Genomic DNA, 24,597 nt, shown 5'->3' on the forward strand with positions numbered 1-24,597 from the left:
TCCTCTAAAATACACCTTACTCGAGTTTCACCGACAGAGCCAGACCGCGAAGCTCGTGCAGCAGCACGTTCATCGCCTCGGGAATACCCGGTTTGGGCAGATTCTCGCCCTTGACGATGGCCTCGTACGCCTTGGCGCGGCCCATCACGTCGTCGGACTTGATCGTCAGAATCTCCTGCAGGATGTTGGCGGCGCCGAAGCCTTCGAGCGCCCAGACCTCCATCTCACCGAAACGCTGACCGCCGAACTGCGCCTTACCGCCGAGCGGCTGCTGCGTGATGAGCGAGTAGGGACCGATCGAACGCGCGTGCATCTTGTCGTCGATCATGTGGCCCAGCTTGAGCATGTAGATCACGCCCACCGTAGCCGGCTGGTCGAACATCTCGCCCGTGCCGCCGTCGTAGAGGTACGTACGGCCGCTGTGCGGGATACCCGCCTGCGCGGTGTATTCGTTGATCTGGTCGAGCGAAGCGCCGTCGAAAATCGGCGTGGCGAACTTCAAGCCCAGCTCGCGGCCGGCCCATCCGAGCACGGTCTCGTAAATCTGGCCGAGGTTCATTCGCGAAGGCACGCCCAGCGGGTTCAGGCAGATGTCGACGATCGTTCCGTCCTCGAGGAACGGCATGTCCTCGTCGCGCACGATACGGGCCACGATACCCTTGTTACCGTGGCGTCCGGCCATCTTGTCGCCCACCTTCAGCTTACGCTTCTTGGCGATGTAGACCTTGGCCATCTGGATGACGCCCGTCTGCGGAAGCTCGTCGCCGTTGGTGATGTTGTACTTCTCGCGCTTGATGGCGGCGTCGGCCTTCTTCCACTCGATGGTGTAATTGTTGATGGTGGCCTCGATGAGCGCATCGGTGTGGGCGTCGCCCGTCCAGTTGCACGACCCGAGGTTCAGATACCCCATCACCACGCCGGTCTTCTCGTCCGTCGACTTGCGGGCGATCTCCTCCAGCATCTTCTGCGAGAATTTCGTCCCCGCGGGATAGAGTTCCACCCCGAAGTAGTCCGTAACGCCCGTGGAGGTCTTGCCCTGAAGCAGCGTCCACAGTTTGCCGACCAGACGCTTCGTAAGTTCCGCGATTTCGGCTGCGAACTTCTCGTCGAGCTTGTCCAGCTGGGCCTTCTCGGCGCTCTTGCTCTTTTTGCCCTCCTTGTTGGCGCGGCTGTAAAGACGGGTGTCGATCACCACGCCGTGCAGCGACGGCTGGGCCTTCAAAGAGGCGTCCTTCACGTCGCCGGCCTTGTCGCCGAAGATCGCGCGGAGCAGCTTCTCCTCGGGCGACGGATCGCTCTCGCCCTTCGGGGTGATCTTGCCGATCAGGATGTCGCCCGGGTGGATGTTGGCGCCGACACGGACGATACCGTTGGCGTCGAGGTCCTTCGTGGCGTCCTCCGAGACGTTGGGAATGTCCGACGTAAGCTCCTCGACACCGCGCTTGGTGTCGCGGACCTCCATGATATATTCGTCGACGTGCACCGAGGTGAAGATGTCCTCACGCTGGATACGCTCCGAGATCACGATGGCGTCCTCGAAGTTGTAACCCTTCCAGGGCATGAACGCCACCTTGAGGTTGCGGCCCAGGGCCAGCTCGCCGTGCTGCGTCGAGTAGCCTTCGGTCAGAATCTGCCCCTTCGTCACCTTGTCGCCCGTCAGCACGATGGGCTTCAGCGTCACCGAGGTATTCTGGTTGGTGCGACGGTAGCGCGGCAGCGTGTAGGTCGTCACCTCCGGAGCGAACGACGCGAGGATCTCGTCCTCCGTACGCTCGTATTTGATCTGAATCTTCGTCGCATCGGCGAAAACCACCTCGCCGTCGCCCTCGGCAACGATCTGGATGCGGCTGTCGGAGATCATGTCCTTCTCGATACCCGTGCCGACGATCGGGGCTTCCGAAGTCACCAGGGGCACGGCCTGGCGCATCATGTTCGAACCCATCAGCGCACGGTTGGCGTCGTCGTGCTCCAGGAACGGGATAAGGCTCGCGGCGATCGAGGCAATCTGGTTCGGAGCCACGTCCATCAGGTCCACTTCGCTGGCCGTGACCACGGGGAAATCGGCGCCTTCACGCGCCTTGATGCGATCCGGCTCCAGGAAATTGCCCTCCCCGTCGATCGGGGTGTTCGCCTGTGCGGCGACCAGGTCTTCCTCCTCCTCGGCCGAATAGTAGTGGATGTGCGAATTGTCCATATCGACCTTGCCGTTCTCCACGCGGCGGTAAGGCGTCTCGATGAAGCCCATCGGGGAGATCTTCGCATAGACGCACAGCGACGAGATCAGACCGATGTTCGGGCCTTCCGGCGACTCGATCGGGCAAAGGCGTCCGTAGTGCGTGTAGTGCACGTCCCGCACCTCGAAACCGGCGCGGTCACGCGACAGACCGCCGGGACCGAGGGCCGACAGACGGCGTTTGTGCGTGATTTCGGCCAGCGGGTTGATCTGGTCCATGAACTGCGAGAGCTGCGAGGTTCCGAAGAAGGAGTTGATCACCGACGAAAGGGTCTTGGCGTTGATCAGGTCCACCGGCGTGAACACCTCGTTGTCACGCACGTTCATGCGCTCGCGGATCGTACGCGCCATGCGCACGAAACCGACCGAGAACTGATTCGACAGCTGCTCGCCCACCGTGCGGACGCGGCGGTTCGACAGGTGGTCGATGTCATCGACGTCGGCCTTCGAGTTGATCAGCTGGATCAGGTATTTGATGATGGCGATGATGTCCTCGCGCGTCAGCGTGCGGATGGCCGGATCGGTGTCCAGATCCAGCTTCTTGTTGATGCGGTAACGGCCCACATCGCCCAGGTCATAGCGTTTGTCCGAGAAGAACAGCTTCTCGATGACGTCGCGCGCCGTAGCCTCATCGGGCGGCTCCGAAGCGCGCAGCTGCCTGTAAATATAAACCACGGCCTCCTTCTCGGAGTTGCACGGGTCTTTTTGCAGCGTATTGTAGATGATCGAGAAGTCGATGCCCGAGAGGTTCTCCTTGTGCAGCAGAATCGTCTTGGCGCCGCTTTCGAGGATTTGGTCCACATGCTCCTCCTCGAGAACCGTCTCGCGGTCCACGATCACGTTGTTTCGTTCGATGGAAACCACCTCGCCCGTGTCCTCGTCCACGAAGTCCTCGACCCACGTCGAGAGCACCCTCGCGGCCAGCTTGCGGCCCACGGCCTTCTTGAGGTTGGCCTTGTTGACCTTCACCTCGTCCGCCAGGTCGAAGATTTCCAGGATCTGCTGGTCGGCCTCGTAGCCGATGGCGCGCAGCAGCGTCGTGACGGGCAGTTTCTTCTTACGGTCGATGTACGCATACATCACGTTGTTGATGTCCGTAGCGAACTCGATCCACGAACCCTTGAAAGGAATGATTCGCGCCGAGTAGAGCTTGGTGCCGTTCGTGTGCATGCTCTGTCCGAAGAACACGCCGGGCGAACGGTGCAGCTGGGATACGATGACACGCTCCGCACCGTTGATGACGAACGTACCGCGTTCGGTCATATAGGGGATCGTACCGAAGTACACGTCCTGAACGACAACACCGAAATCTTCGTGTTCGTCGTCCGTGCAGTAGAGCTTCAGCTTGGCTTTCAGCGGAACGCTGTACGTCAAACCGCGCTCCAGGCACTCCTCGATCGAGTAACGGGGCGGGTCGATATAGTAGTCGATAAACTCCAGAACGAAATTGTTCCGGGTATCCGTGATGGGGAAATTTTCCTGGAAGACCTTGTAGAGGCCCTCGTTCTTACGGTTTTCGGCCGTGGTGTCCATCTGGAAAAAGTCCCGGAATGATTTAAGCTGTACCTCCAGCAAATCCGGGTACGGAACCCGGTTTTTTACTGTCGAAAAGCTAATTCTTTGTTGTGTTTTTGCTGCGGACATCGTAAAATCCAAATTAGTTGAAGTGTAATGGGTTACGCTCCCCAAAATGTGCGGGTCATTATCCCGGCAATGCTCCCGTATGAAGGCCTTGCAGGCCCCGGGAGCATCCTATATTCCAAAAACCGGACACAGCTCCTGATCGGCACTTCCGGTCTTTAGACCAAGAAAAGGCATAGAGCTTACACACCGGTAAGCCCTATACCTGTTCGTCTTCTATTGACGCTTAAGCAGCAATGCTACTTGAGCTCAACTTCAGCACCTGCTTCCTCGAGCTGGCCTTTGATCTGCTCAGCCTCCTCCTTGGAAACACCCTCCTTAACGGCCTTGGGAGCACCGTCAACAAGTGCCTTAGCATCGCCCAGCGAAAGACCTGCGATGTCCTTCACTACCTTGATAACCTGGAGCTTGGCCTGACCTGCAGCCTTCAGGATAACGTCGAACGACGTCTTCTCGGCGGCAGCAGCCTCGCCTGCGCCTGCAGCGGGAGCTGCAACGGCAACAGCGGCAGCAGCCGGCTCAATGCCATACTCCTCCTTGAGGATCTGTGCGAGTTCGTTTACCTCGGTAACCTTCAGGTTTACCAGTTCTTCAGCAAGTTTCTTTACGTCTGCCATAGTTGTAAGCTTATTAATTTGTTTTTGATTCTTGTTTGTGAAATTAGTTGTTTCTCGATTCGAGCGTCTTCACGAGGCCCGCAATCTTTTGGCCTGCATTAGCCTGCAATGCAGAGATAACATTCTTGGCCGGGGACTGGAGCAGTGCGACGATGTCGGCGATAAGCTCTTCCTTCGACTTGATGTTACACAGAGCGTCCAGCTGATCGTCACCCACGTAAACGCATCCTTCGGCGAAAGCCGCCTTCAGGACGGGCTTCTCCGACTTCTTGCGGAACTCCTTGATCAAAACAGCGGGAGCTTTCGCAACGTTGGTGAACATAATCGAGGTAGGACCCTCCAATACTTTTACCAGATCAGCATCGGCCTTCTCCACCTTCTCAAGGGCTTTGCCCAAGAGGGTGTTCTTAACGACCACCAGCTTCACGTCGCTCTCGAAGCACTTGCGGCGCAGGGCAGCGGTCTGCTCTGCGTTCAGCGACTCGATGTCGGCGATATAGAAGTGAGGATAAGCCTGGAGCTGCTCGGCAAGGCTGTCAATTACAACCAGTTTTTCTTCCTTAGTCATCTCTTCTCTCCTCCTTCTTATTTGGTTTCTACTGATTTGGAATCAATCTGCACGCCGGGGCTCATGGTGGTCGAGAGATAAATACTCTTCACGTAAGAACCTTTGGCAGCAGCCGGTTTCAGCTTGAGAATCATATTCAGCACCTCTTTCGCGTTGTCCACGATCTGATCTGCCGAGAACGAAACCTTGCCTACCGTCGTGTGGATGATACCGAATTTGTCGACCTTGAAGTCGATCTTACCGGCTTTCACCTCCTGGACGGCCTTGCCGACTTCCATCGTAACCGTACCGGTCTTGGGGTTCGGCATCAGTCCGCGGGGACCCAGAATACGGCCCAGCGCACCGACTTTACCCATCACATTGGGAGTACAGATGATCACGTCAACGTCGGTCCAGCCGGCCTTGATCTTGTCAACATACTCGTCCAGACCTACATAGTCCGCGCCTGCAGCCTGTGCCTCGGCCTCCTTCTCGGGAGTACACAGCACCAGCACGCGCACCGTCTTACCGGTTCCGTGGGGAAGCGTCACCACGCCGCGGACCATCTGGTTCGCCTTGCGGGGATCGACTCCCAGACGCACGTCGATATCCACCGAAGCGTCGAATTTCGTGAACGTAATTTCCTTCAGAAGAGCGGCAGCCTCCGAGAGCTTGTAAGCCTTACCGGCTTCCACCTTAGCGTAGGCGATCTTTTGATTTTTTGTCAACTTACTCATCTTCTTCGCAATTACATATTAGGAAATTCTCCGACGACACTGATACCCATACTGCGGGCAGTACCGGCAACCATGCGCATAGCGGATTCCAGCGTGAAGCAGTTCATATCGGGCATTTTGTCCTGCGCGATTTCGCGGATCTGATCCCACGTCACCTGACCGACCTTGTCGCGGTTGGGCTGCGCGGAACCTTTCTGCACTTTAGCTGCTTCCTTGAGCTGGATAGCTACGGGCGGCTGTTTTACAACAAAGTCGAACGACTTATCGCTGTAAACCGTGATGATGACCGGAAGAACCTTTCCCGCCTTGTCCTGCGTACGAGCATTGAATTGCTTGCAGAAGTCCATGATATTGACTCCCTTAGAACCCAATGCGGGACCAACCGGGGGCGAAGGATTGGCGGCACCACCTTTGATCTGCAATTTAATAAATGCAGCAACCTCTTTTGCCATAGTTTTCCTTGGTTAATTATTCTTTTTCTACTTGGGTGAAACTCAACTCCATAGGAGTTTTGCGCCCGAATATCTTCACCGATACCGTGAGTTTCTTGCGCTCGTTGTCGACTGCCTCGATAGTACCTTGGAAGCTCGAGAAAGGACCGTCCGTAACCTTGACGGTCTCGCCGACAAAGAAGGGTATTTCGTTCTCCTCCTCCTGTGCGTTCAGTTCGTCGACGCGGCCGAGAATACGCGCTACCTCCTGCGGACGCAGGGGCGTGGCGTTCATCTTGCGGCTGTCCTCTTTGGTGTCGCCGAGGAAACCCAGCACGTTGGGGGTATTGCGAATTATAATCGGAATCTGCCCTACGAACGCAGCCTCCACCAGCACGTAGCCCGGATAAGAGACCTTCTCCTTGGAGACCTTCTTTCCGTTGCGGATGGTATAGACTTTTTCGGTAGGGATCAGCACCTGGGAAATGTAGTCCTCAAGGTGGTTGTGGCGGATTTCAGCCTCGATATACTCTTTGACCTTCCCCTCCTTGCCACCGATTGCGCGGACGACATACCACTGTTTCTTAATCTCGCTCATCGTTCAGCAAACAATTAACGGCCAAGACCGCCCAGGGTCTTGTAAATGCCTGCCATCACGTTCTCGAACGTCACGTCCATCGCCAGAACGACCACGGCGAAGATGACCGAAGCCACCATCACGACGATCGTAGAACTCTGGAGCTGCGGAAACGTAGGCCACGTTACCTTGTTTACAAGCTCGTTGTAAGATTCTTTAACGTATTTGAACATATCTTCGTCTTTTACTCTTGGCAGGAGCAGAGAGATTCGAACTCCCATCAACGGTTTTGGAGACCGCTATTCTACCCTTGAACTATGCTCCTAGGTGACAGAAAGAGTACAGTAACCCGTACTGCTTTCTGTCTATTATTTCGTCGCCCGAAAACCGCAGGCGACAGTAGTCGGCGTCGCTCGGCCATTCGCAAGCAACCTTCCGATGGCTCTCGCGCCTGAACTACTTCACGATCTTCAGGATCTGACCTGCACCTACCGTACGGCCACCCTCGCGGATTGCGAAACGCAGACCTTCGTTGATAGCTACGGGGTAGATCAGCTTCACGGTGATGGTCACGTGGTCGCCCGGCATAACCATGTCGACGCCTGCGGGCAGGTGAACCTCACCCGTTACGTCCATCGTACGCAGGTAGAACTGGGGACGATAGTTGTTGTGGAACGGCGTGTGACGGCCACCCTCCTCTTTCTTCAAGATGTAGACCTCGGCCTCGAACTCGGTGTGCGGAGTGATCGAACCCGGCTTGGCGACTACCATACCGCGCTTAACCTCCTTCTTGTCGATACCGCGGAGCAGCAGACCTACGTTGTCGCCGGCCTCGCCCTCGTCGAGCAGCTTGCGGAACATCTCGACGCCCGTGCAGGTCGACGTGAGGGTCTTCTCCTCAAGACCTACGATCTCGACGGGATCGCCTACGTGGATGACACCGGTTTCGATACGGCCCGTTACGACGGTACCGCGGCCGGTGATCGAGAACACGTCCTCGACAGGCATCAGGAACGGCTTCTCGTTCTCACGCGGAGGAACGGGGATATATTCGTCAACGGCAGCCATCAGCTCCATGATCTTCTCCTCCCACTTCGGCTCGCCGTTCAGGCCGCCGAGTGCGGAACCGCGGATGATGGGAGCGTTGTCGCCATCGTACTCATACTTGGAAAGCAGGTCGCGAACCTCCATCTCGACCAGGTCGAGCATTTCGGGATCGTCCACCATGTCGCACTTGTTCAGGAAAACGACGATGCGCGGTACGTTCACCTGACGGGCGAGCAGCACGTGCTCGTTGGTCTGGGGCATCGGACCGTCCGTAGCGGCAACGACCAGAATGGCGCCGTCCATCTGAGCGGCACCGGTAACCATGTTCTTCACATAGTCGGCGTGGCCCGGGCAGTCTACGTGAGCGTAGTGGCGGTTGGCCGTCTGGTACTCAACGTGCGAGGTGTTGATCGTGATACCACGCTCTTTCTCCTCGGGAGCGTTGTCGATCGAGTCGAACGAACGGAGTTCCGACAGACCGTTCTTTGCCAAAACAGTCGTGATAGCAGCGGTAAGGGTGGTCTTACCGTGGTCAACGTGACCGATGGTACCGATGTTTACGTGCGGTTTCGACCGGTCGAATTTTTCTTTTGCCATAGTATTAAGTATTTAAAGTATTGTTAAAAATTGTCCCAAAGTTTTAAAATTCATTTCGCAGAACAAGCGAGCGACACAAACTCCCCATCATCGCTGAACGGAGGCGTTCGTATCACACGCTGCTGCGCATTGGAGCGGAAGACGAGGCTCAAACTCGCGACCCTCAGCTTGGAAGGCTGATGCTCTATCAACTGAGCTACTTCCGCAAAAACAGACCGTATCAGAGTTATCCCCTCCCTCACACCGTCTCTCGACGGCGCCGGGCCTGCAACTCCAACCGGCACTCTTTTTTGTGGGAAGTGATGGATTCGAACCACCGAAGGCGTACGCCAGCAGATTTACAGTCTGCCCCATTTGGCCACTCTGGTAACTTCCCTTGTTTTGCTCCTCTCCCGTGAGGAATTCGCTTCGCTCGTCTTTCCCGGAGGAATTGGCTCGTTTCACTCGGCTGCGCCTCGTTCCACTTCGCCGATCCCGCTTTGGGGAGGCTTTCGTTCTACCGGCGCCCGGTCGCTGCTTCCGTTACAAAAGTTTCTTCGAAACCTCACATCTGAAAAACCTTGTCTGCGTCAGGCAAGCCTGTGCCGCCAATCTTTTTCATCTGTGCCGCTAACGCGGTTTTGTAACTTCATTTCGCTTCCCTCGCGTCGGCTTTCCGAGCCGATGGAGGGATTCGAACCCCCGACCAGCTGATTACAAATCAGCTGCTCTGGCCAACTGAGCTACATCGGCAGTATTCACCGTTTTGGATTGCAAAAGTAGGCATAAAAAATTTATCGCGCAAATTATTCGGAATAAATTTTCTACTTTTTCACTCTTCTCAAAGAACCGCGCCCGATCGTCCTGACTTCAGGGGCGAAATCGGGTGCAAAGATAGGAAAAGTTTTGGATAACGCAACAGCTACCGCAAAAAATATTACCTCCCCGGGCCAACTATGTCACCCCGCCACCCGGACGGCGTCCCGGCAGCTCCCGGGCGGCAGGATCCCGGGCCTTCGACACCTATTTTTATATGCAAACCCGAATGCGCGCTTTTTCCCGATCTTCGGCGCCAAGGGCCTGCCGCCTTTATCGTTCGGCGCGTTTTGCCGAATCGAGCGCCATCCGGCTTTGAAACCGTCCCGCTTTTTCGTATCTTTACCGCTACGAATTCACGCACTATGGAAACCATCCCCCTCTTCGGCCCTTACGCGCTCCGGCGGCTCCGCACGGAGGACGCGCCGGACATCTTCGCCTCGATCGACACCCAACGCCGCTACCTGGGCCGCTGGCTCCCGTTCGTGGCCGACACGCACCGGATCGAGCAGACCCGGCAGGTGGTGGCCGGAATGCTTGCCGACACGGCCAATCCGGTCTTCACGCTCCGCAGCGGCAACGCCTTTGCGGGACTGATCGGCTTCAAATCGGCCGACGCCGCCAGGCGCAGCGTCGAGATCGGCTACTGGCTGCGCGAGGAGCAGCAGGGCAAGGGAATCATGGCGGCCGCCGTGCGGACGCTCTGCGACCTTGCGTTCGGGGAGATGGGCATGCGGCGTGTCGAGATCCGCTGCGGCACGGGCAACCTCCCGAGCAACCGCATTCCGCAGCGTCTCGGCTTCCTCCGCAGCCATGTCGAGCTACAGGGCGAACAGCTCTCCGACGGAGAGTGGATCGACCTGAACGTCTACGTGCTGGAACGCTGAAAACCAGATGGCATCCGCCCCGGCGTCACCCGTAAATCCGGTCCGATCCGGCCCGATGCCCTACGCCGCGACCGGCCCGATGACGCCGTGCGCGGTTCATCCGGCGTCGCATCGAAAAAAGGAGACCTGCGGAGAGGCCTCCTTTTCATCCTTTTCATCCGTGGCGGCCGGCGGCCCTATTTCTTCTTGATCGAGTTGATCAGCTGCGCGGGCGTCGCCTGAAGGTAATTCTTGCAGAAACGACTGAACTGCGTGTAGTGACGGAACCCGTACTTGTTCATCAGCGCCTTGGTGCTGTCCTCGCCGTCGCGGATGTCGGTGAAGACCTTCAGCGCCTTCTGGCGCATCATCCAGTGGTAAACGCTGTCGTTGAAATGCTCGGCGAAGCGGCGTTTGAAGACCGAGAGGCTCATGCCCGCCAGCGAAGCCAGCTCGGCGACGCCCTGTGCCTTGTCGTAATTGTTGCAGACGAAGACGCGGAAATTGTCCTGCGGCTGAATCATCGACTGAAAGAAGTAGGCATGTTCGGTCGGCGTGTAGAGCACCTTGATCATCATAAAAAGCTCGGTGGCCTTCATCCGGTGGTAGCGGACGCAGTTGAACATCTGGCGGATCGTAAAGAATGTGCTCAAAAGGCGTTCTATCGCCGGATGCATCGAAAGCATGGGGACCGATTCGGTCGGAACGACCGAGTCGTAGGGCATCACCTTGTCGAAAATGTCCTGCTCGCAGAATTCGATCCGATGGATGAGCGACAGCACGACCACATGCGTCTCGTCGTCCTGAGCCGTCACCACGAAGCGTTCGCTGCGGGCGAGACACACGCACTGTTTCGACGTAACCAGACGCACCGTGTCGTTTCCGTGTTCCAGCCTCAACGATCCCGACATCACGAAAAGGATGCGCACCATGCGGTCTGCGGGGAACGTCACCCCTTCTCCGGCTGCAAACGTAAGCTGTGAAAACCGACAATAGGTCGAATCGCCGATGCGGCGGAACGGCGCCGGGAACGTAGGACAACTACTACAATCCGCAGAACAACTCTCCTTCAATGCCGACTCCTCAAACTGCGGTTGGGGTTGATAATCCATAAACTTATTTGATCTGTGTGACGTGATTTTACGAACAAAAATACAAAAAAAATCAGGAAAAGCAAACAAATCAGCTCCCGTGATGTCAAAAAAAGTCCCCGCCGCGACCGGCAGGGACCCTGAAAAGCGTTGTAACGACGGAAGAACCGCCTATTTGCAACTAATGATCAGAATTTTCGAAGACTCCCAGAACCGCACGGGATCAGTGATGATCAGTTTCTCGACGACCTTGTTCGCGTCGGTCACCAGTTCGTACGACCCCTCGGGATGCGAAGTGACGAGCGTCGCCTTCTTCTGTCCGACGAGGACCTCCGACAGCAGGCGCGAATCGGCCATCGTGAAGCTGTCGAAATTACTGTTCCGTCCGACGGTCAGCGTCCGTCCGATGAATCCCTGCTTGTTGATGATCTGCGCGTCGCGCAACTCCTTCTCGGCCCCCACGATGTAATAGACCGTGTTGAGCTGGTTCTGCAACTCGACCTTCTCGCCGCTCAGGTTCTCGACCTCGGCGCTGCGGACGGCCACCTCCTCGGTCAGGCTCTTCACCTCGTCGCCCATCCGGACGAGGCTCTCGCGCAGCTGCTCCACCTCGGCCTTCTTCTCCGCCAGCTGCCTGTTCATGTCGGCGATCATCTTCTCCAGACCGTCGATACGCAGATTGGCCTTGCGCAGCTGGGCCGCCGAACGTTGCAGCGACTCGATCTTCGCGCGGTTCTCCCGCAGCAGCCGGTCGATGGCCTTGATGTCGTTGTCGATCTCCTCGACGGGACGGCGGCCTCCCTCCGACTCCCCGGCCACGGTGATCAGGTTCTCGCGCGACTTGATCAGCGCGAGGTTCTCCGAGATGGCGTTGATGTCCGCGAACACGGCATTGATCAGCGAGTCCTTCGCGCTGACGACCAACTCCAGCGAATCGCTCCGGCTCTCGGCCTCGACGGCAACCTGCCTGCTCACGCAGGAGGCAAGGAGTGCAACGACGCCCAGCGCCGCGGCGGTTGCTATATGCTTCATCTTGTTTTTCATGGCTCCGACTCTTTAAGGGTTTACGGTCTTGTTTGCCTTCAGGCGCAAATATATGCATAAAAATAAAATCTTGTACGGATTTTTTCACAAAGGCCGGAAATTCCCTGCGGGGAATGAAAAACAACGGGCCGCAACCCTCGGTTGCAGCCCGTTATTTCGTAAATGCGCAAGCAGTTTTACTTCGCATTCTTCTTATCGTAGCGTTTTGCGTAACGGCTCATAAACTTATCGACGCGACCAGCGGTGTCAACCAACTTCATCTTACCGGTGTAGAACGGGTGCGAGGTGTTGGAAATTTCCATCTTATACACGGGATAGGTTTCGCCGTTCACTTCGATGGTCTCTTTTGTCGAAACGGCGGACCGACACAAAAACACGACGTCGTTGGACATGTCCTTGAACGCCACCAAACGATAATTCTCCGGATGAATACCCTTTTTCATTTCGTTGTTTTTGTTTTTAATTAATGCTTAAGCGCGACAAAGGTACGAATTAATTCGCAACAAACAAGCCCGCGTGCAAATTTTTTCGCACCCGGAGCACCTCGGGGTTGCGCAATCTGAATACTTTTTCTATCTTTGCGCCACGAAAGCGCCCCGGGGCGCAGGACCGGGCCCATAGCTCAGTTGGTCAGAGCAGCGGACTCATAATCCGAAGGTCGTGGGATCATGCCCCTCTGGGCCCACAGAAAAAGAGGTTACGAATTGCCGTAACCTCTTTTTTCGCACTCTTCGGGAGCGGCGTTATTCCAGCTTCGCCGCGTCGGAGGCCAGCTTTTCGTAGATGGCGACCATTTCGCCGAACGATCCCTCGCCGCGTTTCAGCTCGTACATGAAGACGCCCTTGTAACCGGCCTTCATCAGCGCCCCGTACAGCGCGGGCCAGTCGATCTTGCCCTTGCCCGGAAGCCAGTGACGTTCATCGACCATGTCGTAATCCGAGACATGGACGGTCGCAATCCGGTCGCCGCACGCCTCGACGAAGTGCAGCAGGTCCTCCGAAAGCAGGTGGTTCGTGTCGAAACAGATTTTCACCTCGGGATAAGGGGCGATGATGCGCAGCAGCTCGGCCGAGTTCCGCCCGAGGCACGTGCGGGGCAGATCCTCGATGCACAGCTGCGCGCCGATCCGCGCCGCCTCCCTGCGCAATATGCCGATCGAAGCGATGCTGTTCCGGATACGCTGCTCGCGCTCCCCGTCCGCAATCGGTTCGGAACTGGGATGCAGCACCAGTTTCTCCGGTCCCACTTCGCCGCAGATCGCGATCATTTCGGTCAGGAATTCGAGGTTGGCCATGCGGGCGCTGTCGTTCAGCACCGAGATGTCCAGCTTGCGGGAGAACGGGAGGTGGCACGACCAGACCTTCAGACCGGCCTCGTCGGCCATGCGTTTGGCGTGCAGCGCCTTCTCGCGGATTTCAGCCACGGTCCCGCGGCCGCTGATGCCGATTTCGACATACTCCACGCCGGCCTTCGCGGCGGCGGCCATCTCCTCGGGGCTCATGCTGCTGGTCGAGCTTCCGACGCCGAGACACTGGGCCGTCAGGTTGGCGGCGCACACCAGCGCCGCTGCCGTAAACAGAATTCTTTTTTTCATCGCTTCCGGTTATTTGGTGTAGTTTTTCACGCAGCGGACGTTCAGATAAATATCCTTGGCCGCCTCCTGATTGGTCTTGGTCTGAAGGTTCAGACTCGTACCGCTGATGACCAGCGAACGGGCCGTCGAGGCGTTGGTCTGCCCGATGAACCACACGTAGCCCCATTTGCCCAGCGCGCCGCTGTTGAAACTGCCGTCGGCCTTCTGATAGCCCAGCGGATACCAGCCGAAACCGATGCTTTCGGCCCCGTCGACGAATTGCAGGAGGGGTTCCCCGGCGTCCGTGAGCGTCATATTCGCCTGATTCCAAATACCGCCGTCAACGATACGGCCGTTGCCGCCGCGCAGCCATGCGCCGACGTTGCCCGTATTCTTGACCGTGCAGCCCGACTTGTAGAATCCGGCCTTCGTAATGGCATTCTCGGGTTTCCCGTCGTGGCCGCCGGAGAAGGTGTATCCGCCCTGCGCGAAATCGTCGGGAATGGCATACTCGCTTTTGATAGCCATCAGCATGTCCCACCAGTCGTTGGCGTTGGCCACGTGCCAGCCTTCGGGACAGCAGCCGCGTATCTGGACGCCGAACTCGCCCTCCTCCGTACCGTCGAGTTTGAAGGCGTTGCCCACGTCGTCCACCCCTTCGTAATTCTGCACATAGGGACACTGCTCCGCCGTACAGCCCGATATGCCGGTCATCGCCTCATACCAGGTGTAGTAACGGCCCTTTGCGTCGTTCAACCGCTGCAAATGCGACGCCTCCAACCCCGCAACCGAGAAAGCCGTCAGGTCGGGCGCAACGCCCAGGTTGCCGTCCTCGCCCGCTTCGTGGCAGTTCTCGGTCATCCACCAGCGTTTGCCGTACTTCTTGATCGTATAGCCCGGCAGCTCGATGGGGACCGACACGGTGATCGCCGCGAAATACTCGCGCACCTTGCTCGCGCCCAGTTCGTTTTTGGCCACCACCGACACCGACTGGGCGGGAATCACCACGTCGTCGTTGACCACCCTGACGGTGATGACGTTGGTTCCCTGACCGTCGATGATCGAGATTTTCGACTTCTCCTGCTCGGCGATCGTCCATTCGTAGGTCTCGGCCCACTGAACCTTCGAAACCGAGAAGGTGAACTCTTCGCCGCCGTTGCAGGTGAGCGTTGCCGGCACCTTCGTGATCGGCCCGGGTTTCTTGGGAACGGTCATCTCCTGGATCTCCTCCTCGGTGTCGCGTTTCACGGCCTCGGTGCAGGCGACCAGCGCCGCAGCGGCGGTCATGCATGCCGCGGCCATCATGTATTTTCGGATGTTTTTCATCGTTTTTGCATTTTAAGTTTTACAAAGTGTGAACCTCGGGATACCCGAACGGATTCTCCACATACCAGCGGGCCTTGTAAATCTGGTAGCCCGCGCGGTTGAACAGCCGGTTGCCCTTCATGTCGCACACCTCGGCCGACCACCAGTTGCTCCCGCCCGACGTGGGGCGCATGACGATCGTGGAATACCCCTCCGGCCCCGTCGAAATGCTCTTGATGGTGTTCTGCTGGAAGATCTCCACGTCGAGGAACTTCTCCGCCGCACAGTCGAACTTGTAGACATGCTGATTCGTCGATACATACATCGCATCCTCCCCGCAGACGGGCGCCAGGTCGTGGGCATCGGTATTCCCCGCCGCCATATCGTAAGAGCGCACCTGCGTCAGTTCCGGAGCCGTACGCTTCCCGTTGTAGGCGAGCTTGAGCAGCTGGGCGCCCGTCGCCGTCCAGAGGCAGCCGCGCTTCCGGTCCCAGACCACGTTGTGGGCCGAATGGACCGGCATGGTGAAGGCGGGTCTGGAAACGTAGCTGTCGGCGCCATTGTATACGTAGACGCTCAACAGGTTGCCCGTGCTCGACGCCACGACGACATTCCCGTCGGGCAGCACCTCGGCCGAGTGGGGGTTTCCGCCCGGCTTGGCGTAGAACATCGCCTTCTTGTCCGCAATGCGGATCAGCGCCACGCCGCCGCCCGAAGCCGTGACGAGCACGCACGTACGGTTGTAGACCGGTTTGGCCTCGTCGGGCAGATCGAACCACGCCTGTTCCGCAGCCGAAAGCCCGCTGTCGGCGGCCGTCCACTCCCAGGCGACCTTTCCCGTCGGCTGGTCGATCATCACGATCCGGTTCTTGGCCTGCTCGGTCAGAATCATCACCTTCGTGGCCTTGTCCAGGTCGATCGTCTCCTCCTTGTCGTCGCCCGGCCGCCAGGGAACGTAAGGTCCCTCCTCCTCGTCTTTGCTGCAAGCCTGAAGGAGGAATGCGGCAGCCAGTATCCACAGATATTTTTTCATAATTGCCAGTTAGCGGTTGTCGGATTAATAATTGGGATTCTGTTCGAGTTTCTTGTTCAGCAGGATCTGGTCCGCCGGAACGGGCCACCAGTAGTCGCGGTCGGGGTCGAACGCCCGGACGGCGATGTCCGTGCCCGCATAGTCCTGAATCACGGCGTTCATCACCAGCTCGGCGGTCATCCAGCGGCGGATGTCGTTATAATAAAGCCCCTCGCCGGCGAATTCGACGCGGCGCTCGTGGCGGATGATCTCGCGCATTTCGGACTGGCTCTTCGAACCGTAGGCATAGGTGGGCATGCCGACGCGGCCGCGCACGCGGTTCACGGCGTCGTAAACGGCATCGGAGGGCGTGGCGTCGACCTCGTTCTGCGCCTCGGCGAACATCAGCAGCACGTCGGCGTAGCGGATGAACATGTAGTTGGTCTCGCCGTTGCTGTCGTCCGAATCGCGCTTCTGCGCGTCGTAGATCGTGAGTTTCCGGTGTGCGAAGCCCGTGAACTGGCACACCTCCCCGGCCGGGCAGTTGGCCTTGCCGAGGAACGTGCTCCCGGGATAGAAATTCGTCGCCGCGAAACGCGGGTCGAGGTTGTCGTACTTGCCCATCGTGGCCGCACCGTCGGTCGTCGTCCGGTAGTCCATCACCAGATCGAGCAGCGGTGCGTTGTTGCGGTACTGGACGCTGTAAACGTTGAACGAATTGACGGCCGTGTTCTTGGTCTTCGAGAATTCGATGTTGAAGACGCACTCGCAGCTGTGCTCGTTCGCCGGCAGGAAGAGTTTCCGGTAGTCGCCGAACAGGTCGTAGCCCGCCTGGGCCTCCTTCTCGATCACGGCTTTGGCCGCATCGGCCGCAGCCTGCCATTTCGCGGCGTCGTTCGAGGGGTTGACCAGCTTGCTGGCCTCGAAAAGCAGCAGACGGGCCTTGAGGGCCATCGCCGCGCCGCGCGTGGCGCGCCCCTGGTCGGCGGCTTTGGTCCACTGCCAGTCGAGCAGTTCGCGGTCGATGATGTCGTTCAGATCGTCGAGAATCGCCCGCACCACCTCCTCGCGCGAGGCGCGGGGCAGCGAACCGTGCGCATAGACAGGCTCTTCGAGGATCAGCGGCACGCCGTTGTAATAGGTCACCAGCATGTAGTAATAGAGCGCGCGGAGGAACTTGGCCTCGCCCTCCATCTGCACCCTGCGGTCGTCGGCCACGACGGCGGCAGGCAGGCGGTTGAGATGGGTGTTGCAGCGTCCGATGCCCTCGTAGCACTTTTTCCAGCGGTTGGCGATGATGCCCGAGCTGTTGGCCGTGTGGGTCCCCTGGGCGATGACATTGTATCCGCCCGCGTTGTTGTAATTATAGGCGTTGGGCGTGCAGGTCTCTTCGAGCAGCGGCGCCGAGTCTCCGAACAGCGCGCTGTTGGTCAGTATGTTGTAACAGCCGGTCATGGCGGCCTCGGTTCCTTCTTCGGTTTCCCAGAACGTCTCGACCGTATATTTGTCGGTGGGAATGGTGTCGAGGTTACAGGAGGCCAGCGCCGCCGCACCGCAAAGCATCAATCCGATTACTGTTTTTTTCATGTTTTTCCGTATTTGAAGCGATTAAAAAGTAATGTTGAAGCCGAAGTTGATCGTCCGCAGCGAAGGATACTGCATCAGGTTGGTCGACGAAAGGTCGATCTCGGGGTCGAACATCTTCAGCGGGGAGATCGTGAAGAGGTTCTCGCCGTTGACGAAGATCTGGCACTGGCTCATTCCGAGCTTCGAAATCCACCTCTTGGGGAGGGTGTACGAGAGTTGCAGCTGCTTGCAGCGCAGGTACGACGCATCGTAGAGCCACTGCGTGTTCTTGTAGTCGTGCATCTCGGGCGCGCCCGTGGCGGTGTGGAGGATCGGCAGGCGGGAGTTGTGGTTCTCGGGGGTCCACGCGTCGGTCGCCCACTCCTTCAGCACGCCCGCTCCGTTCCAGAACGGGGCTGCGAGGTTGCCCGAAAGATAGGTCTTCACGTCGGCGACGCCCTGGAACTGCGCCGAAAGTTCGAGTCCCTTCCATCCCAGCGAGAAGTTGAAGGCGTAGGTGATGCTCGGCGTGAGGTTGCCGCAGACGGCGCGGTCGTCGTTGTCGATCTTGTCGTCGTTGTTGAGATTCTTGTAGCGGATGTACCCGGGCTTCACGCCGCTGCCGACGGTCACCGAATTGGCGATCTCCTCGTAACTGTTGTAGAAGCCGTCGGCCTGGTAGAGATACCACGCGTCGATGGGTTCGCCCTCGCGGATGATGTTGAAGGTCTTGATGTACTCCTGCCCGTCGAGGTCGACGACGATGTTCTTGTTGTAGCAGAAATTGCCGCCGAGGCTGTAATGGAAATTCTTGACCGCGCTCCGCCACTGGAGGTTCAGCTCGACGCCGTCGTTGGCCACCACGCCGATGTTCTGCTTCGGGCCGTTCAGGTTGCCGATCTGCGCCGGAATCTTCACGTCGCGCAGGATGCCTTCGGTGCGTTTCTTATAGAGGTCGACGCTGAACAGCAGGCGGTGGTCGAAGGCCTCGAAATCCAGTCCGAGGTTGTAGGTGCGGGTGGTCTCCCACGAGATGTTCTCGTCGACGAAATCCTTGATCGCCGCGCCGCCCGACAGCACGTCGCCGAAGCTGTAATTGTAGCTCTTGTTCGCCAGCACGGCCATCAGGTACTCGTAGTTGCCGATGGCCTGGTTGCCCATCTCGCCGACCGAGCCGCGGAGCTTGAGCACGTCGACCGCCCGGACGTTCTGCATGAAATTCTCCTTGTCGATGCGCCATCCGACCGACACGGCGGGGAAGAAGGCCCATCGGTTGCCCTTGGCGAATTTCGACGAACCGTCGTAACGCGCCGTCACGTCGATCAGGTATTTCTCCTTGTAGTCGTAGGTGATTCGCCCGAAGTAGGAGAAGAGCAGTTCGAGCGACGATCCGCCCGAAATATCCTCCATCGTGGAGCCGACCGACAGGGCGGTGAGCTGGTTGTTGAAGTAGTCGCGTTTTTTGGCCTGGAAGTTCTTGCCGTCGTAACGCTTGTACTCCGTGCCGACCATCACGTTGAAGTTGTGGTTGCCGCCGAAGCTCTTGCCCCACGAAAGGGTGTTGTAGAAGGTGTAGTTGATCGCGTTGTTGTCCCAGTCCTTGGCCGAAACGTAGGCGCTGAAGTTCTTCCGCTCAAGAGTTTTGGGATTGTAGGTGTACATCGCGTGCTTGAAGTCCTTCGAATAGTGGTCGACCTTCACGTAGCCCAGGTTGGCGTTGTACTTGATGCCCCACGGCAGGTCGTAGCCGATGTTGATGCGCCCCAGAATGCGGTGAAGCTGACGTTTGGTGTTGCCCTCGTGCAGCTCCATGAGCGGATTCTCGGGGTTGTTGCGCCCGGGGGTCGAGAGCCACGTCGAGAGCCACTTGCCGTCGGGCAGCTGCGTGCCGAAGATCGGCAGGGCGCGGTTGATGACGTTGACCGTCGTCGATACGCCGTAGATCGGGTCGGTGTTGTAGCGCAGGTTGCCCAGCAGGCTGATGCCCACCTTCAGGCGCTTGGTCACCTGCGCGTTGATCTTCATGTCCCACGAGAAGCGTTCCGCGTCGTCGTTGGCGACCATGATGCCGCGCTGGTTCATGTAACCGCCGCCCAGCGAGTAGGAGATCTTGTCCGTGCCGCCCGAAACGCGGGCGTTGTACTGCTGGAGAAAACCGTTCTGGTAGCAGAGGTCGTACCAATCGGAGGCGGGATAGATGTACTTGTCGTGCTTCATGCCCTCCTCGTATTCGAGGATGTCGTCGCGGTTGTAGGTCACCGTCAGCTTGCCTTCGTTCAGTTCGGCCTGGTTGCGCATGTTCATATACTGAATCGGGTCGGTCACCACGTCGGGCACGTAGGTCGCCGACTGAATGCCGAAGTTGGCGCTCAACTTCACCACCGGTGCGCCCTTCTTGGCCTGCTTCGTGGTGATGAGGATGACGCCGTTGGCGGCCTTGGAACCGTAGATCGAGGCCGAAGCGTCCTTCAGCACCGAGATCGTCTCGATGTCGCCGGGATTCAGCTCGTTGAGCGAATACTCCATGCCGTCGACCAGCACCATGGGGCTGGAACTGCTCATCGTGCCGACGCCGCGTATGCGGATCGTCGCGCCGTCGCTGCCGGGCTTCGACGAAGCCTGGTTGATGTAGACGCCGGGCATCGAATAGAGCGCCTGCGAGGCGTGCGTCATGGGCTGGTTCTCGATCTCCGACATCTGGCGCACGGCGACCGAGCCGGTCAGGTTGACCTTCTTCTGCACGCCGTATCCGATCACCACCACGTCGTCGAGGAGCTGGTTATTCTCCTTCAGCACCACGGTCAGATGCGTCCGGTTGCCCACTTCGACCTGCGCCGCGTCGTAACCGATGAACGACACGCTGAGCCGCGCGCCCGCAGTCACGTTCAGGGCGAATTCGCCCTTCGAATTGGTCACCATGCCGTTCGTCGTGCCCTCGACCAGCACGTTCGCCCCCACGATCGGATCGCCGGCCTCGGTCTCGACGCGGCCCTTCAGCTGGTATTCCCGGCCCCGGCCTGCCGGGTCGGATTTGTAAAGCACGATGTGGCGGCCTTCGAGTTTGGCCAGAATTCCCTGGTCGGCGAGCACGCCGTCGAGCAGTTTCAGGACGTTCTGATCGTGCGCCTCGACCGAAACGCGCTTCCGGAGGTCGATCTCGCTCTCCCGATACCAGAACGAGTAGCCGCTCTGCGTCTTGACCGCTTCGATCACCTCGCGCACGGTGGCGTTCTTCAGCGTCAACGAAATCACGGGATTCTGCGCGTAAAGAGCCTGGGCCGCCACCGTGAACCAACACAGGGTCAGCAATCCGCTCAGTCTGCACAGCATCCGCTGGCCGAAAAGGTCCCGGAAGGACCTTCTGCTGGTAGAATTGTTACTCATAAGGATTGAAATTTAGGTTGTAGTGAAAAAAATCGTGAATCTCTATCGGTTTCTGTAAAGCTCGAAATGGTTCTTGCGGCTGCGGCAGAGGATACGGCTGTCGGCCGAGATGATCCGCATGATTTCGTGGATGTTCTCGCCGTCGACGAACTCACCCGTGAAACAGATCCTGCGCAGCCGTTCGTCGGGGATCGTGATGTCGACGTTGAACTGCCTTTCGAGGCTCCGGGCGATCGACGCCAGGGGTTCGGCCCGGAAGTAGAGCCTGTCCTCCTGCCACGAGAGCACCTGCTCGACGTTCACCCTGCGCAGCGACAGCAGTCCGGAGGTCCTCTCGAAGAATCCCTGCTCGCCGGGACGCAGCCGCACGCTCCGCGACTCGGGACCGCCGTCCACCAGCAAGCTGCCCGTCGCCAGCGTGATCTGGTAATTCTCGTCCTCGGAATAGGCGTGCACATTGAAAGTCGTTCCGAGCACCGTCGAGACGACCTGTCCCGTGACGACGACGAAGGGCCTGCGGGCGTCGTGCTCGACCTCGAAATAGGCCTCGCCGTCGACCTCCACGCGGCGTTCGTCGCCGAACAGCGCGGGATAGACGATGCGCGTGCCGCCGTTGAGCCGCACCCGCGAACCGTCGGGCAGCACCACGTCGGACTTCACGCCCAGAGGCGTCGAGACGCTCACCGGCTGCGCCGCGGCGACCAGACGGCTTTCGGTCCGGCGTCCGCCCATGAACCAGCTGCCGCAGACGACGCCCGCCATCACGGCCGCAGCCGCGGCGTAGCGGACGATCCGCATCCGGATTCCCCGGCGGCGGATGCGCGAGCGCACGTCGGCCCACACCGCCTCCCGCATTCCGTCGGCCATGGCGTCGACTCCGGGTCCCACCCGGATGCCGTCCAGCAGCTCCGCCAGCCTGCGGCGGTCGCGCTCCGAACCTTCGATCAGTTCCGCCATCTCCGGCTCCCTCTTCGTATGCTGATATTGCATGATTTCTCCTTTTTGGTCGTATACACATATAGAGTGCGAAAGCCGCGGTTCCGTTTAAGGGAACCGCGGCTTTTTTTCATTCCGGCAGGCGTCAGAAACGCGCCGTGAAGAGGAACAGCAGCAGGGAAACCAGCTTCAGGTCGGGATAATGCGTGCGTATGCCGGCCACGATCCTGTCGACGGCGATCTTGATCTGGACCCGCACCGTGCTCTCGGAGAGCGACAGCGCCTCGGCGATCTCGCGCGACGACAGCCCCTCCTGCCGGTTGAGCAGAAACACCGTGCGGCAGCGTTCGGGCAAATCGTTTATGAGACGGCGCACCAGCTCCTCGACTTCGGCCTCTATCAACCGGCTATCGGGAGCGTCTTCGCTGTGGGGGGGGGGAATTTCGGTCGATCAGCGAGATGGGAATCTCCTCGAACGAGAGGCAGCGGCGGCGCGTACGGGACTCCTTCAGATACCGGTTCGCCTCGTTGCGCGCGACGACGTAGAGGTAGGCGTCGATGTTTTCGATCCTCCGCAGCGCGACGCGGGACTTCCAGACGGCGACGAAGACGTTGCTCACGACCTCGCCGCAGGCCTCCCTGTTGCGCAGAAAATAGTAGGCGAACCGGAAAACGCTCCGGTAATAGAGATCATAGAAAACCCGGAAAGCGTAATCGTCGTTCTCGCTTACGGAAACAAGCAAATTCTCAAGTTCTTTTTTCTTCTCCACATCCGGGCATGTTCAGGCTTTCACAAGACAAAATTAGGAAACTTTTTCAGAACCGCAATATACGGTTCCGTTAAAATCCCGCGACGGCCCCGAAGCGGCAGCCGCAAAGAGAGAGAGGGACCGCGCCCTCCGCACGGTCCCTCTCCCCGCCGGCCTGCGGCCGGATTATTTCCCTTCGTCGCCGCTGCGGATCTCCTTGCGGCGAATCTTGCCGCTGATGGTCTTGGGCAGCGACTCCACGAACTCGATCACGCGCGGGTATTTATAAGGAGCCGTGATGCGCTTCACATGGTCCTGCAACTCCCTGACGAGCGCCTCCCCGGCCTGCCCGCGGTAGGCCTCGGCGAGCACGATCGTCGCCTTGACGACCTGGCCGCGGATCTCGTCGGGAACGCCCGTAATGGCGCACTCCACCACCGCCGGGTGGGTCATCAGGGCGCTCTCCACCTCGAACGGACCGATGCGGTAGCCCGAACTCTTGATCACGTCGTCGGCACGCCCCACGAACCAGTAGTAGCCGTCCTCGTCGCGCCACGCCACGTCGCCCGTATAATACACCCCGTCGTGCCACGCCTCGCGGGTCAGCTCATCGTTCAGGTAGTAACCCTTGAACAGACCGAGGGGCTTGCCCCCGTCGGTGCGGATCACGATCTGCCCCTGCTCGCCGTCCTCGGCCGAACGGCCGTCGGGGGTCACCAGGTCGATCCGGTACTGGGGATTGGGCACGCCCATGCTCCCGGGTTTGGACTTCATCCACGGGAACGTGGCCAGCGTCAGCGTCGTCTCGGTCTGCCCGAAGCCCTCCATCAGGCGGATGCCCGTCAGACGCAGGAAGGTGTCGTACACGGCTCCGTTCAGCGCCTCGCCCGCCGTGGTGCAGTACTCCAGCGACGAGAGGTCGTATTTGGTGAGATCCTCGCGAATCAGGAAGCGGTAGACCGTCGGAGGCGCGCACAGCGACGTGATGCGGTACTGCTCGATCTTGCGCAGCATGTCCGCGGGCGTGAACTTCTCATGGTCGTAGACGAACAGGCAGGCCCCGGCCAGCCACTGCCCGTAGAGTTTGCCCCACGCGGCCTTGGCCCACCCCGTGTCGGCGATCGTCAGGTGCAGGCTGCCTTCGTGGAGGTTGTGCCACAGCAGCCCCGTGGTGATATGCCCCAGCGGATAGGTGAAGTCGTGGGCCACCATCTTCGGCTCGCCGGTCGTCCCCGAGGTGAAATACATCATCATCACGTCGTCGTTGGCGTTCACCCGCTCCGGGCGCACGAAAGGAGCCGCCTTTTCGATGCCGGCGTGGAAATCGAGAAACCCTTCGGGGACCTCGGGACCCACGCTGACGAGCAGTTCGGTGGTGGGGCTTTCGGGCATGGCCGCCGCGATGTGGTCGGTGATCACCCGCTCGCCCGCCGCGACGATGGCCTTGATCCCGGCCGTATTGCAGCGGTAGACAACATCCTTTTTGGTCAGCAGGTGGGTCGCCGGGATCACCACCGCGCCCAGCTTGTGCAGCGCCAGAATCGAGAACCAGAACTCGTAGCGGCGCTTGAGGATCAGCATCACCACATCGCCCTTTCCGATGCCGAGGCTCTGGAAATACGAGGCCGTGCGGTCGCTTTCGCGCTTGATGTCGGCAAAGGTGAACCGGATTTCGGCGCCCTGGTCGTCGGTCCACAGCAGCGCCTCCTTGCCGGGCTGCTCGGCGGCGTATGCGTCCACCACGTCGTAGCCGAAATTGAAATTCTCCGGAACCCGTATGTGCAGGTTCTTCCGGTAATCCTCCTGCGAGACGAAGGAGGTCTGGGATAAAAATCGCTCTACCATGCT

At 59.0% G+C, this 24,597-nt stretch carries 21 protein-coding genes and 5 tRNA genes; 2 read left to right on the forward strand and 24 right to left on the reverse strand.

Going from position 1 to position 24,597, the window contains the following annotated elements; genetic code table 11:
• Positions 1-16 precede the first annotated feature (16 nt).
• The 12 genes from rpoB to NQ492_RS04375 form a co-directional block, all read right to left on the reverse strand.
• Entirely contained in the window at positions 17-3,877 is a 3,861-nt protein-coding gene (gene rpoB, locus NQ492_RS04320) for a DNA-directed RNA polymerase subunit beta (protein ID WP_044054613.1), read from the reverse strand.
• Positions 3,878-4,113: 236 nt separating this feature from the next.
• Positions 4,114-4,491: a 50S ribosomal protein L7/L12 gene (gene rplL, locus NQ492_RS04325; protein WP_015548061.1), complete on the reverse strand. Its 378-nt coding sequence runs from the start codon at positions 4,489-4,491 to the stop codon at positions 4,114-4,116.
• A 43-nt stretch (positions 4,492-4,534) separates the two neighbouring features.
• Positions 4,535-5,059, reverse strand: a complete 525-nt coding sequence (gene rplJ, locus NQ492_RS04330) for a 50S ribosomal protein L10 (RefSeq protein ID WP_015548062.1) — start codon at positions 5,057-5,059, stop codon at positions 4,535-4,537.
• Positions 5,060-5,076: 17 nt separating this feature from the next.
• Entirely contained in the window at positions 5,077-5,775 is a 699-nt protein-coding gene (gene rplA, locus NQ492_RS04335; RefSeq protein ID WP_044054614.1) for a 50S ribosomal protein L1, read from the reverse strand.
• An 11-nt stretch (positions 5,776-5,786) separates the two neighbouring features.
• Positions 5,787-6,227, reverse strand: a complete 441-nt coding sequence (gene rplK, locus NQ492_RS04340) for a 50S ribosomal protein L11 (protein ID WP_015548063.1) — start codon at positions 6,225-6,227, stop codon at positions 5,787-5,789.
• A 16-nt stretch (positions 6,228-6,243) separates the two neighbouring features.
• Positions 6,244-6,804, reverse strand: a complete 561-nt coding sequence (gene nusG / locus NQ492_RS04345) for a transcription termination/antitermination protein NusG (RefSeq protein ID WP_015548064.1) — start codon at positions 6,802-6,804, stop codon at positions 6,244-6,246.
• A 14-nt stretch (positions 6,805-6,818) separates the two neighbouring features.
• Positions 6,819-7,016 (reverse strand): preprotein translocase subunit SecE, encoded by a 198-nt coding sequence (gene secE / locus NQ492_RS04350; protein ID WP_015548065.1) that lies wholly within the window; start codon positions 7,014-7,016, stop codon positions 6,819-6,821.
• A gap of 18 nt (positions 7,017-7,034) precedes the next feature.
• Positions 7,035-7,108, reverse strand: a tRNA-Trp gene (locus NQ492_RS04355).
• A 131-nt stretch (positions 7,109-7,239) separates the two neighbouring features.
• On the reverse strand, positions 7,240-8,427 hold the full coding sequence (tuf, locus tag NQ492_RS04360; protein WP_015548066.1) for an elongation factor Tu: 1,188 nt from the start codon (positions 8,425-8,427) through the stop codon (positions 7,240-7,242).
• 130 nt (positions 8,428-8,557) lie between these two features.
• A tRNA-Gly gene (locus tag NQ492_RS04365) sits at positions 8,558-8,633 on the reverse strand.
• Between the two features lie 87 nt (positions 8,634-8,720).
• Positions 8,721-8,803, reverse strand: a tRNA-Tyr gene (locus NQ492_RS04370).
• 282 nt (positions 8,804-9,085) lie between these two features.
• Positions 9,086-9,159 (reverse strand) — tRNA-Thr (locus tag NQ492_RS04375).
• A gap of 428 nt (positions 9,160-9,587) precedes the next feature.
• Between NQ492_RS04375 and NQ492_RS04380 the strand changes: the two genes are divergently transcribed.
• Positions 9,588-10,109, forward strand: a complete 522-nt coding sequence (locus NQ492_RS04380; RefSeq protein WP_015548067.1) for a GNAT family N-acetyltransferase — start codon at positions 9,588-9,590, stop codon at positions 10,107-10,109.
• A 176-nt stretch (positions 10,110-10,285) separates the two neighbouring features.
• On the opposite strand, the gene NQ492_RS04385 is transcribed toward NQ492_RS04380, so the two are convergent.
• The 3 genes from NQ492_RS04385 to NQ492_RS04395 form a co-directional block, all read right to left on the reverse strand.
• Positions 10,286-11,200: a helix-turn-helix domain-containing protein gene (locus NQ492_RS04385; protein ID WP_022061388.1), complete on the reverse strand. Its 915-nt coding sequence runs from the start codon at positions 11,198-11,200 to the stop codon at positions 10,286-10,288.
• Between the two features lie 150 nt (positions 11,201-11,350).
• Entirely contained in the window at positions 11,351-12,211 is an 861-nt protein-coding gene (locus tag NQ492_RS04390; RefSeq protein WP_044054899.1) for a Cbp1 family collagen-binding glycoprotein adhesin, read from the reverse strand.
• 188 nt (positions 12,212-12,399) lie between these two features.
• Positions 12,400-12,666, reverse strand: coding sequence for a type B 50S ribosomal protein L31 (locus NQ492_RS04395; protein WP_015548070.1), 267 nt, complete (start codon positions 12,664-12,666; stop codon positions 12,400-12,402).
• A gap of 168 nt (positions 12,667-12,834) precedes the next feature.
• On the opposite strand from NQ492_RS04395, the gene NQ492_RS04400 reads away from it, so the two are divergent.
• Positions 12,835-12,908: transfer RNA gene (locus NQ492_RS04400), tRNA-Ile, on the forward strand.
• A gap of 58 nt (positions 12,909-12,966) precedes the next feature.
• On the opposite strand, the gene NQ492_RS04405 is transcribed toward NQ492_RS04400, so the two are convergent.
• The 9 genes from NQ492_RS04405 to NQ492_RS04445 all read right to left on the reverse strand — a co-directional run bounded on the left by NQ492_RS04405 (position 12,967) and on the right by NQ492_RS04445 (position 24,594).
• The gene (locus NQ492_RS04405) at positions 12,967-13,818 is read right to left on the reverse strand and encodes a sugar phosphate isomerase/epimerase family protein (protein WP_015548071.1); all 852 of its coding nucleotides are present in this window, start codon (positions 13,816-13,818) and stop codon (positions 12,967-12,969) included.
• Between the two features lie 9 nt (positions 13,819-13,827).
• The gene (locus NQ492_RS04410) at positions 13,828-15,123 is read right to left on the reverse strand and encodes an FISUMP domain-containing protein (protein ID WP_015548072.1); all 1,296 of its coding nucleotides are present in this window, start codon (positions 15,121-15,123) and stop codon (positions 13,828-13,830) included.
• A 19-nt stretch (positions 15,124-15,142) separates the two neighbouring features.
• Positions 15,143-16,135: a DUF6528 family protein gene (locus NQ492_RS04415; protein ID WP_015548073.1), complete on the reverse strand. Its 993-nt coding sequence runs from the start codon at positions 16,133-16,135 to the stop codon at positions 15,143-15,145.
• A gap of 24 nt (positions 16,136-16,159) precedes the next feature.
• The gene (locus NQ492_RS04420) at positions 16,160-17,701 is read right to left on the reverse strand and encodes a RagB/SusD family nutrient uptake outer membrane protein (RefSeq protein WP_015548074.1); all 1,542 of its coding nucleotides are present in this window, start codon (positions 17,699-17,701) and stop codon (positions 16,160-16,162) included.
• A 21-nt stretch (positions 17,702-17,722) separates the two neighbouring features.
• A complete protein-coding gene (locus NQ492_RS04425; RefSeq protein WP_231839947.1) occupies positions 17,723-21,064 on the reverse strand; it encodes a SusC/RagA family TonB-linked outer membrane protein in 3,342 nt (1,113 codons plus the stop codon).
• A gap of 42 nt (positions 21,065-21,106) precedes the next feature.
• Entirely contained in the window at positions 21,107-22,054 is a 948-nt protein-coding gene (locus NQ492_RS04430) for a FecR family protein (protein WP_022061381.1), read from the reverse strand.
• Positions 22,055-22,145: 91 nt separating this feature from the next.
• Positions 22,146-22,403, reverse strand: a complete 258-nt coding sequence (locus NQ492_RS04435; RefSeq protein ID WP_022061380.1) for a sigma factor-like helix-turn-helix DNA-binding protein — start codon at positions 22,401-22,403, stop codon at positions 22,146-22,148.
• A gap of 4 nt (positions 22,404-22,407) precedes the next feature.
• A complete protein-coding gene (locus NQ492_RS04440) occupies positions 22,408-22,770 on the reverse strand; it encodes an RNA polymerase sigma factor (protein WP_149886052.1) in 363 nt (120 codons plus the stop codon).
• A 165-nt stretch (positions 22,771-22,935) separates the two neighbouring features.
• Positions 22,936-24,594, reverse strand: a complete 1,659-nt coding sequence (locus NQ492_RS04445; RefSeq protein WP_015548077.1) for an AMP-binding protein — start codon at positions 24,592-24,594, stop codon at positions 22,936-22,938.
• Positions 24,595-24,597: the final 3 nt, after the last annotated feature.

This window comes from Alistipes shahii WAL 8301 (genome assembly GCF_025145845.1).
Taxonomy (GTDB): Bacteria; Bacteroidota; Bacteroidia; order Bacteroidales; family Rikenellaceae; genus Alistipes; species Alistipes shahii.

Bases quoted from the DNA above. Each gene is read 5' to 3' on its own strand.
- rpoB (WP_044054613.1), bottom strand. From the start codon at position 3,877: ATGTCCGCAGCAAAAACACAACAAAGAATTAGCTTTTCGACAGTAAAA.
- rplL (WP_015548061.1), bottom strand. From the start codon at position 4,491: ATGGCAGACGTAAAGAAACTTGCTGAAGAACTGGTAAACCTGAAGGTT.
- rplJ (WP_015548062.1), bottom strand. From the start codon at position 5,059: ATGACTAAGGAAGAAAAACTGGTTGTAATTGACAGCCTTGCCGAGCAG.
- rplA (WP_044054614.1), bottom strand. From the start codon at position 5,775: ATGAGTAAGTTGACAAAAAATCAAAAGATCGCCTACGCTAAGGTGGAA.
- rplK (WP_015548063.1), bottom strand. From the start codon at position 6,227: ATGGCAAAAGAGGTTGCTGCATTTATTAAATTGCAGATCAAAGGTGGT.
- nusG (WP_015548064.1), bottom strand. From the start codon at position 6,804: ATGAGCGAGATTAAGAAACAGTGGTATGTCGTCCGCGCAATCGGTGGC.
- secE (WP_015548065.1), bottom strand. From the start codon at position 7,016: ATGTTCAAATACGTTAAAGAATCTTACAACGAGCTTGTAAACAAGGTA.
- tuf (WP_015548066.1), bottom strand. From the start codon at position 8,427: ATGGCAAAAGAAAAATTCGACCGGTCGAAACCGCACGTAAACATCGGT.
- NQ492_RS04380 (WP_015548067.1), top strand. From the start codon at position 9,588: ATGGAAACCATCCCCCTCTTCGGCCCTTACGCGCTCCGGCGGCTCCGC.
- NQ492_RS04385 (WP_022061388.1), bottom strand. From the start codon at position 11,200: ATGGATTATCAACCCCAACCGCAGTTTGAGGAGTCGGCATTGAAGGAG.
- NQ492_RS04390 (WP_044054899.1), bottom strand. From the start codon at position 12,211: ATGAAGCATATAGCAACCGCCGCGGCGCTGGGCGTCGTTGCACTCCTT.
- NQ492_RS04395 (WP_015548070.1), bottom strand. From the start codon at position 12,666: ATGAAAAAGGGTATTCATCCGGAGAATTATCGTTTGGTGGCGTTCAAG.
- NQ492_RS04405 (WP_015548071.1), bottom strand. From the start codon at position 13,818: ATGAAAAAAAGAATTCTGTTTACGGCAGCGGCGCTGGTGTGCGCCGCC.
- NQ492_RS04410 (WP_015548072.1), bottom strand. From the start codon at position 15,123: ATGAAAAACATCCGAAAATACATGATGGCCGCGGCATGCATGACCGCC.
- NQ492_RS04415 (WP_015548073.1), bottom strand. From the start codon at position 16,135: ATGAAAAAATATCTGTGGATACTGGCTGCCGCATTCCTCCTTCAGGCT.
- NQ492_RS04420 (WP_015548074.1), bottom strand. From the start codon at position 17,701: ATGAAAAAAACAGTAATCGGATTGATGCTTTGCGGTGCGGCGGCGCTG.
- NQ492_RS04425 (WP_231839947.1), bottom strand. From the start codon at position 21,064: ATGAGTAACAATTCTACCAGCAGAAGGTCCTTCCGGGACCTTTTCGGC.
- NQ492_RS04430 (WP_022061381.1), bottom strand. From the start codon at position 22,054: ATGCAATATCAGCATACGAAGAGGGAGCCGGAGATGGCGGAACTGATC.
- NQ492_RS04445 (WP_015548077.1), bottom strand. From the start codon at position 24,594: ATGGTAGAGCGATTTTTATCCCAGACCTCCTTCGTCTCGCAGGAGGAT.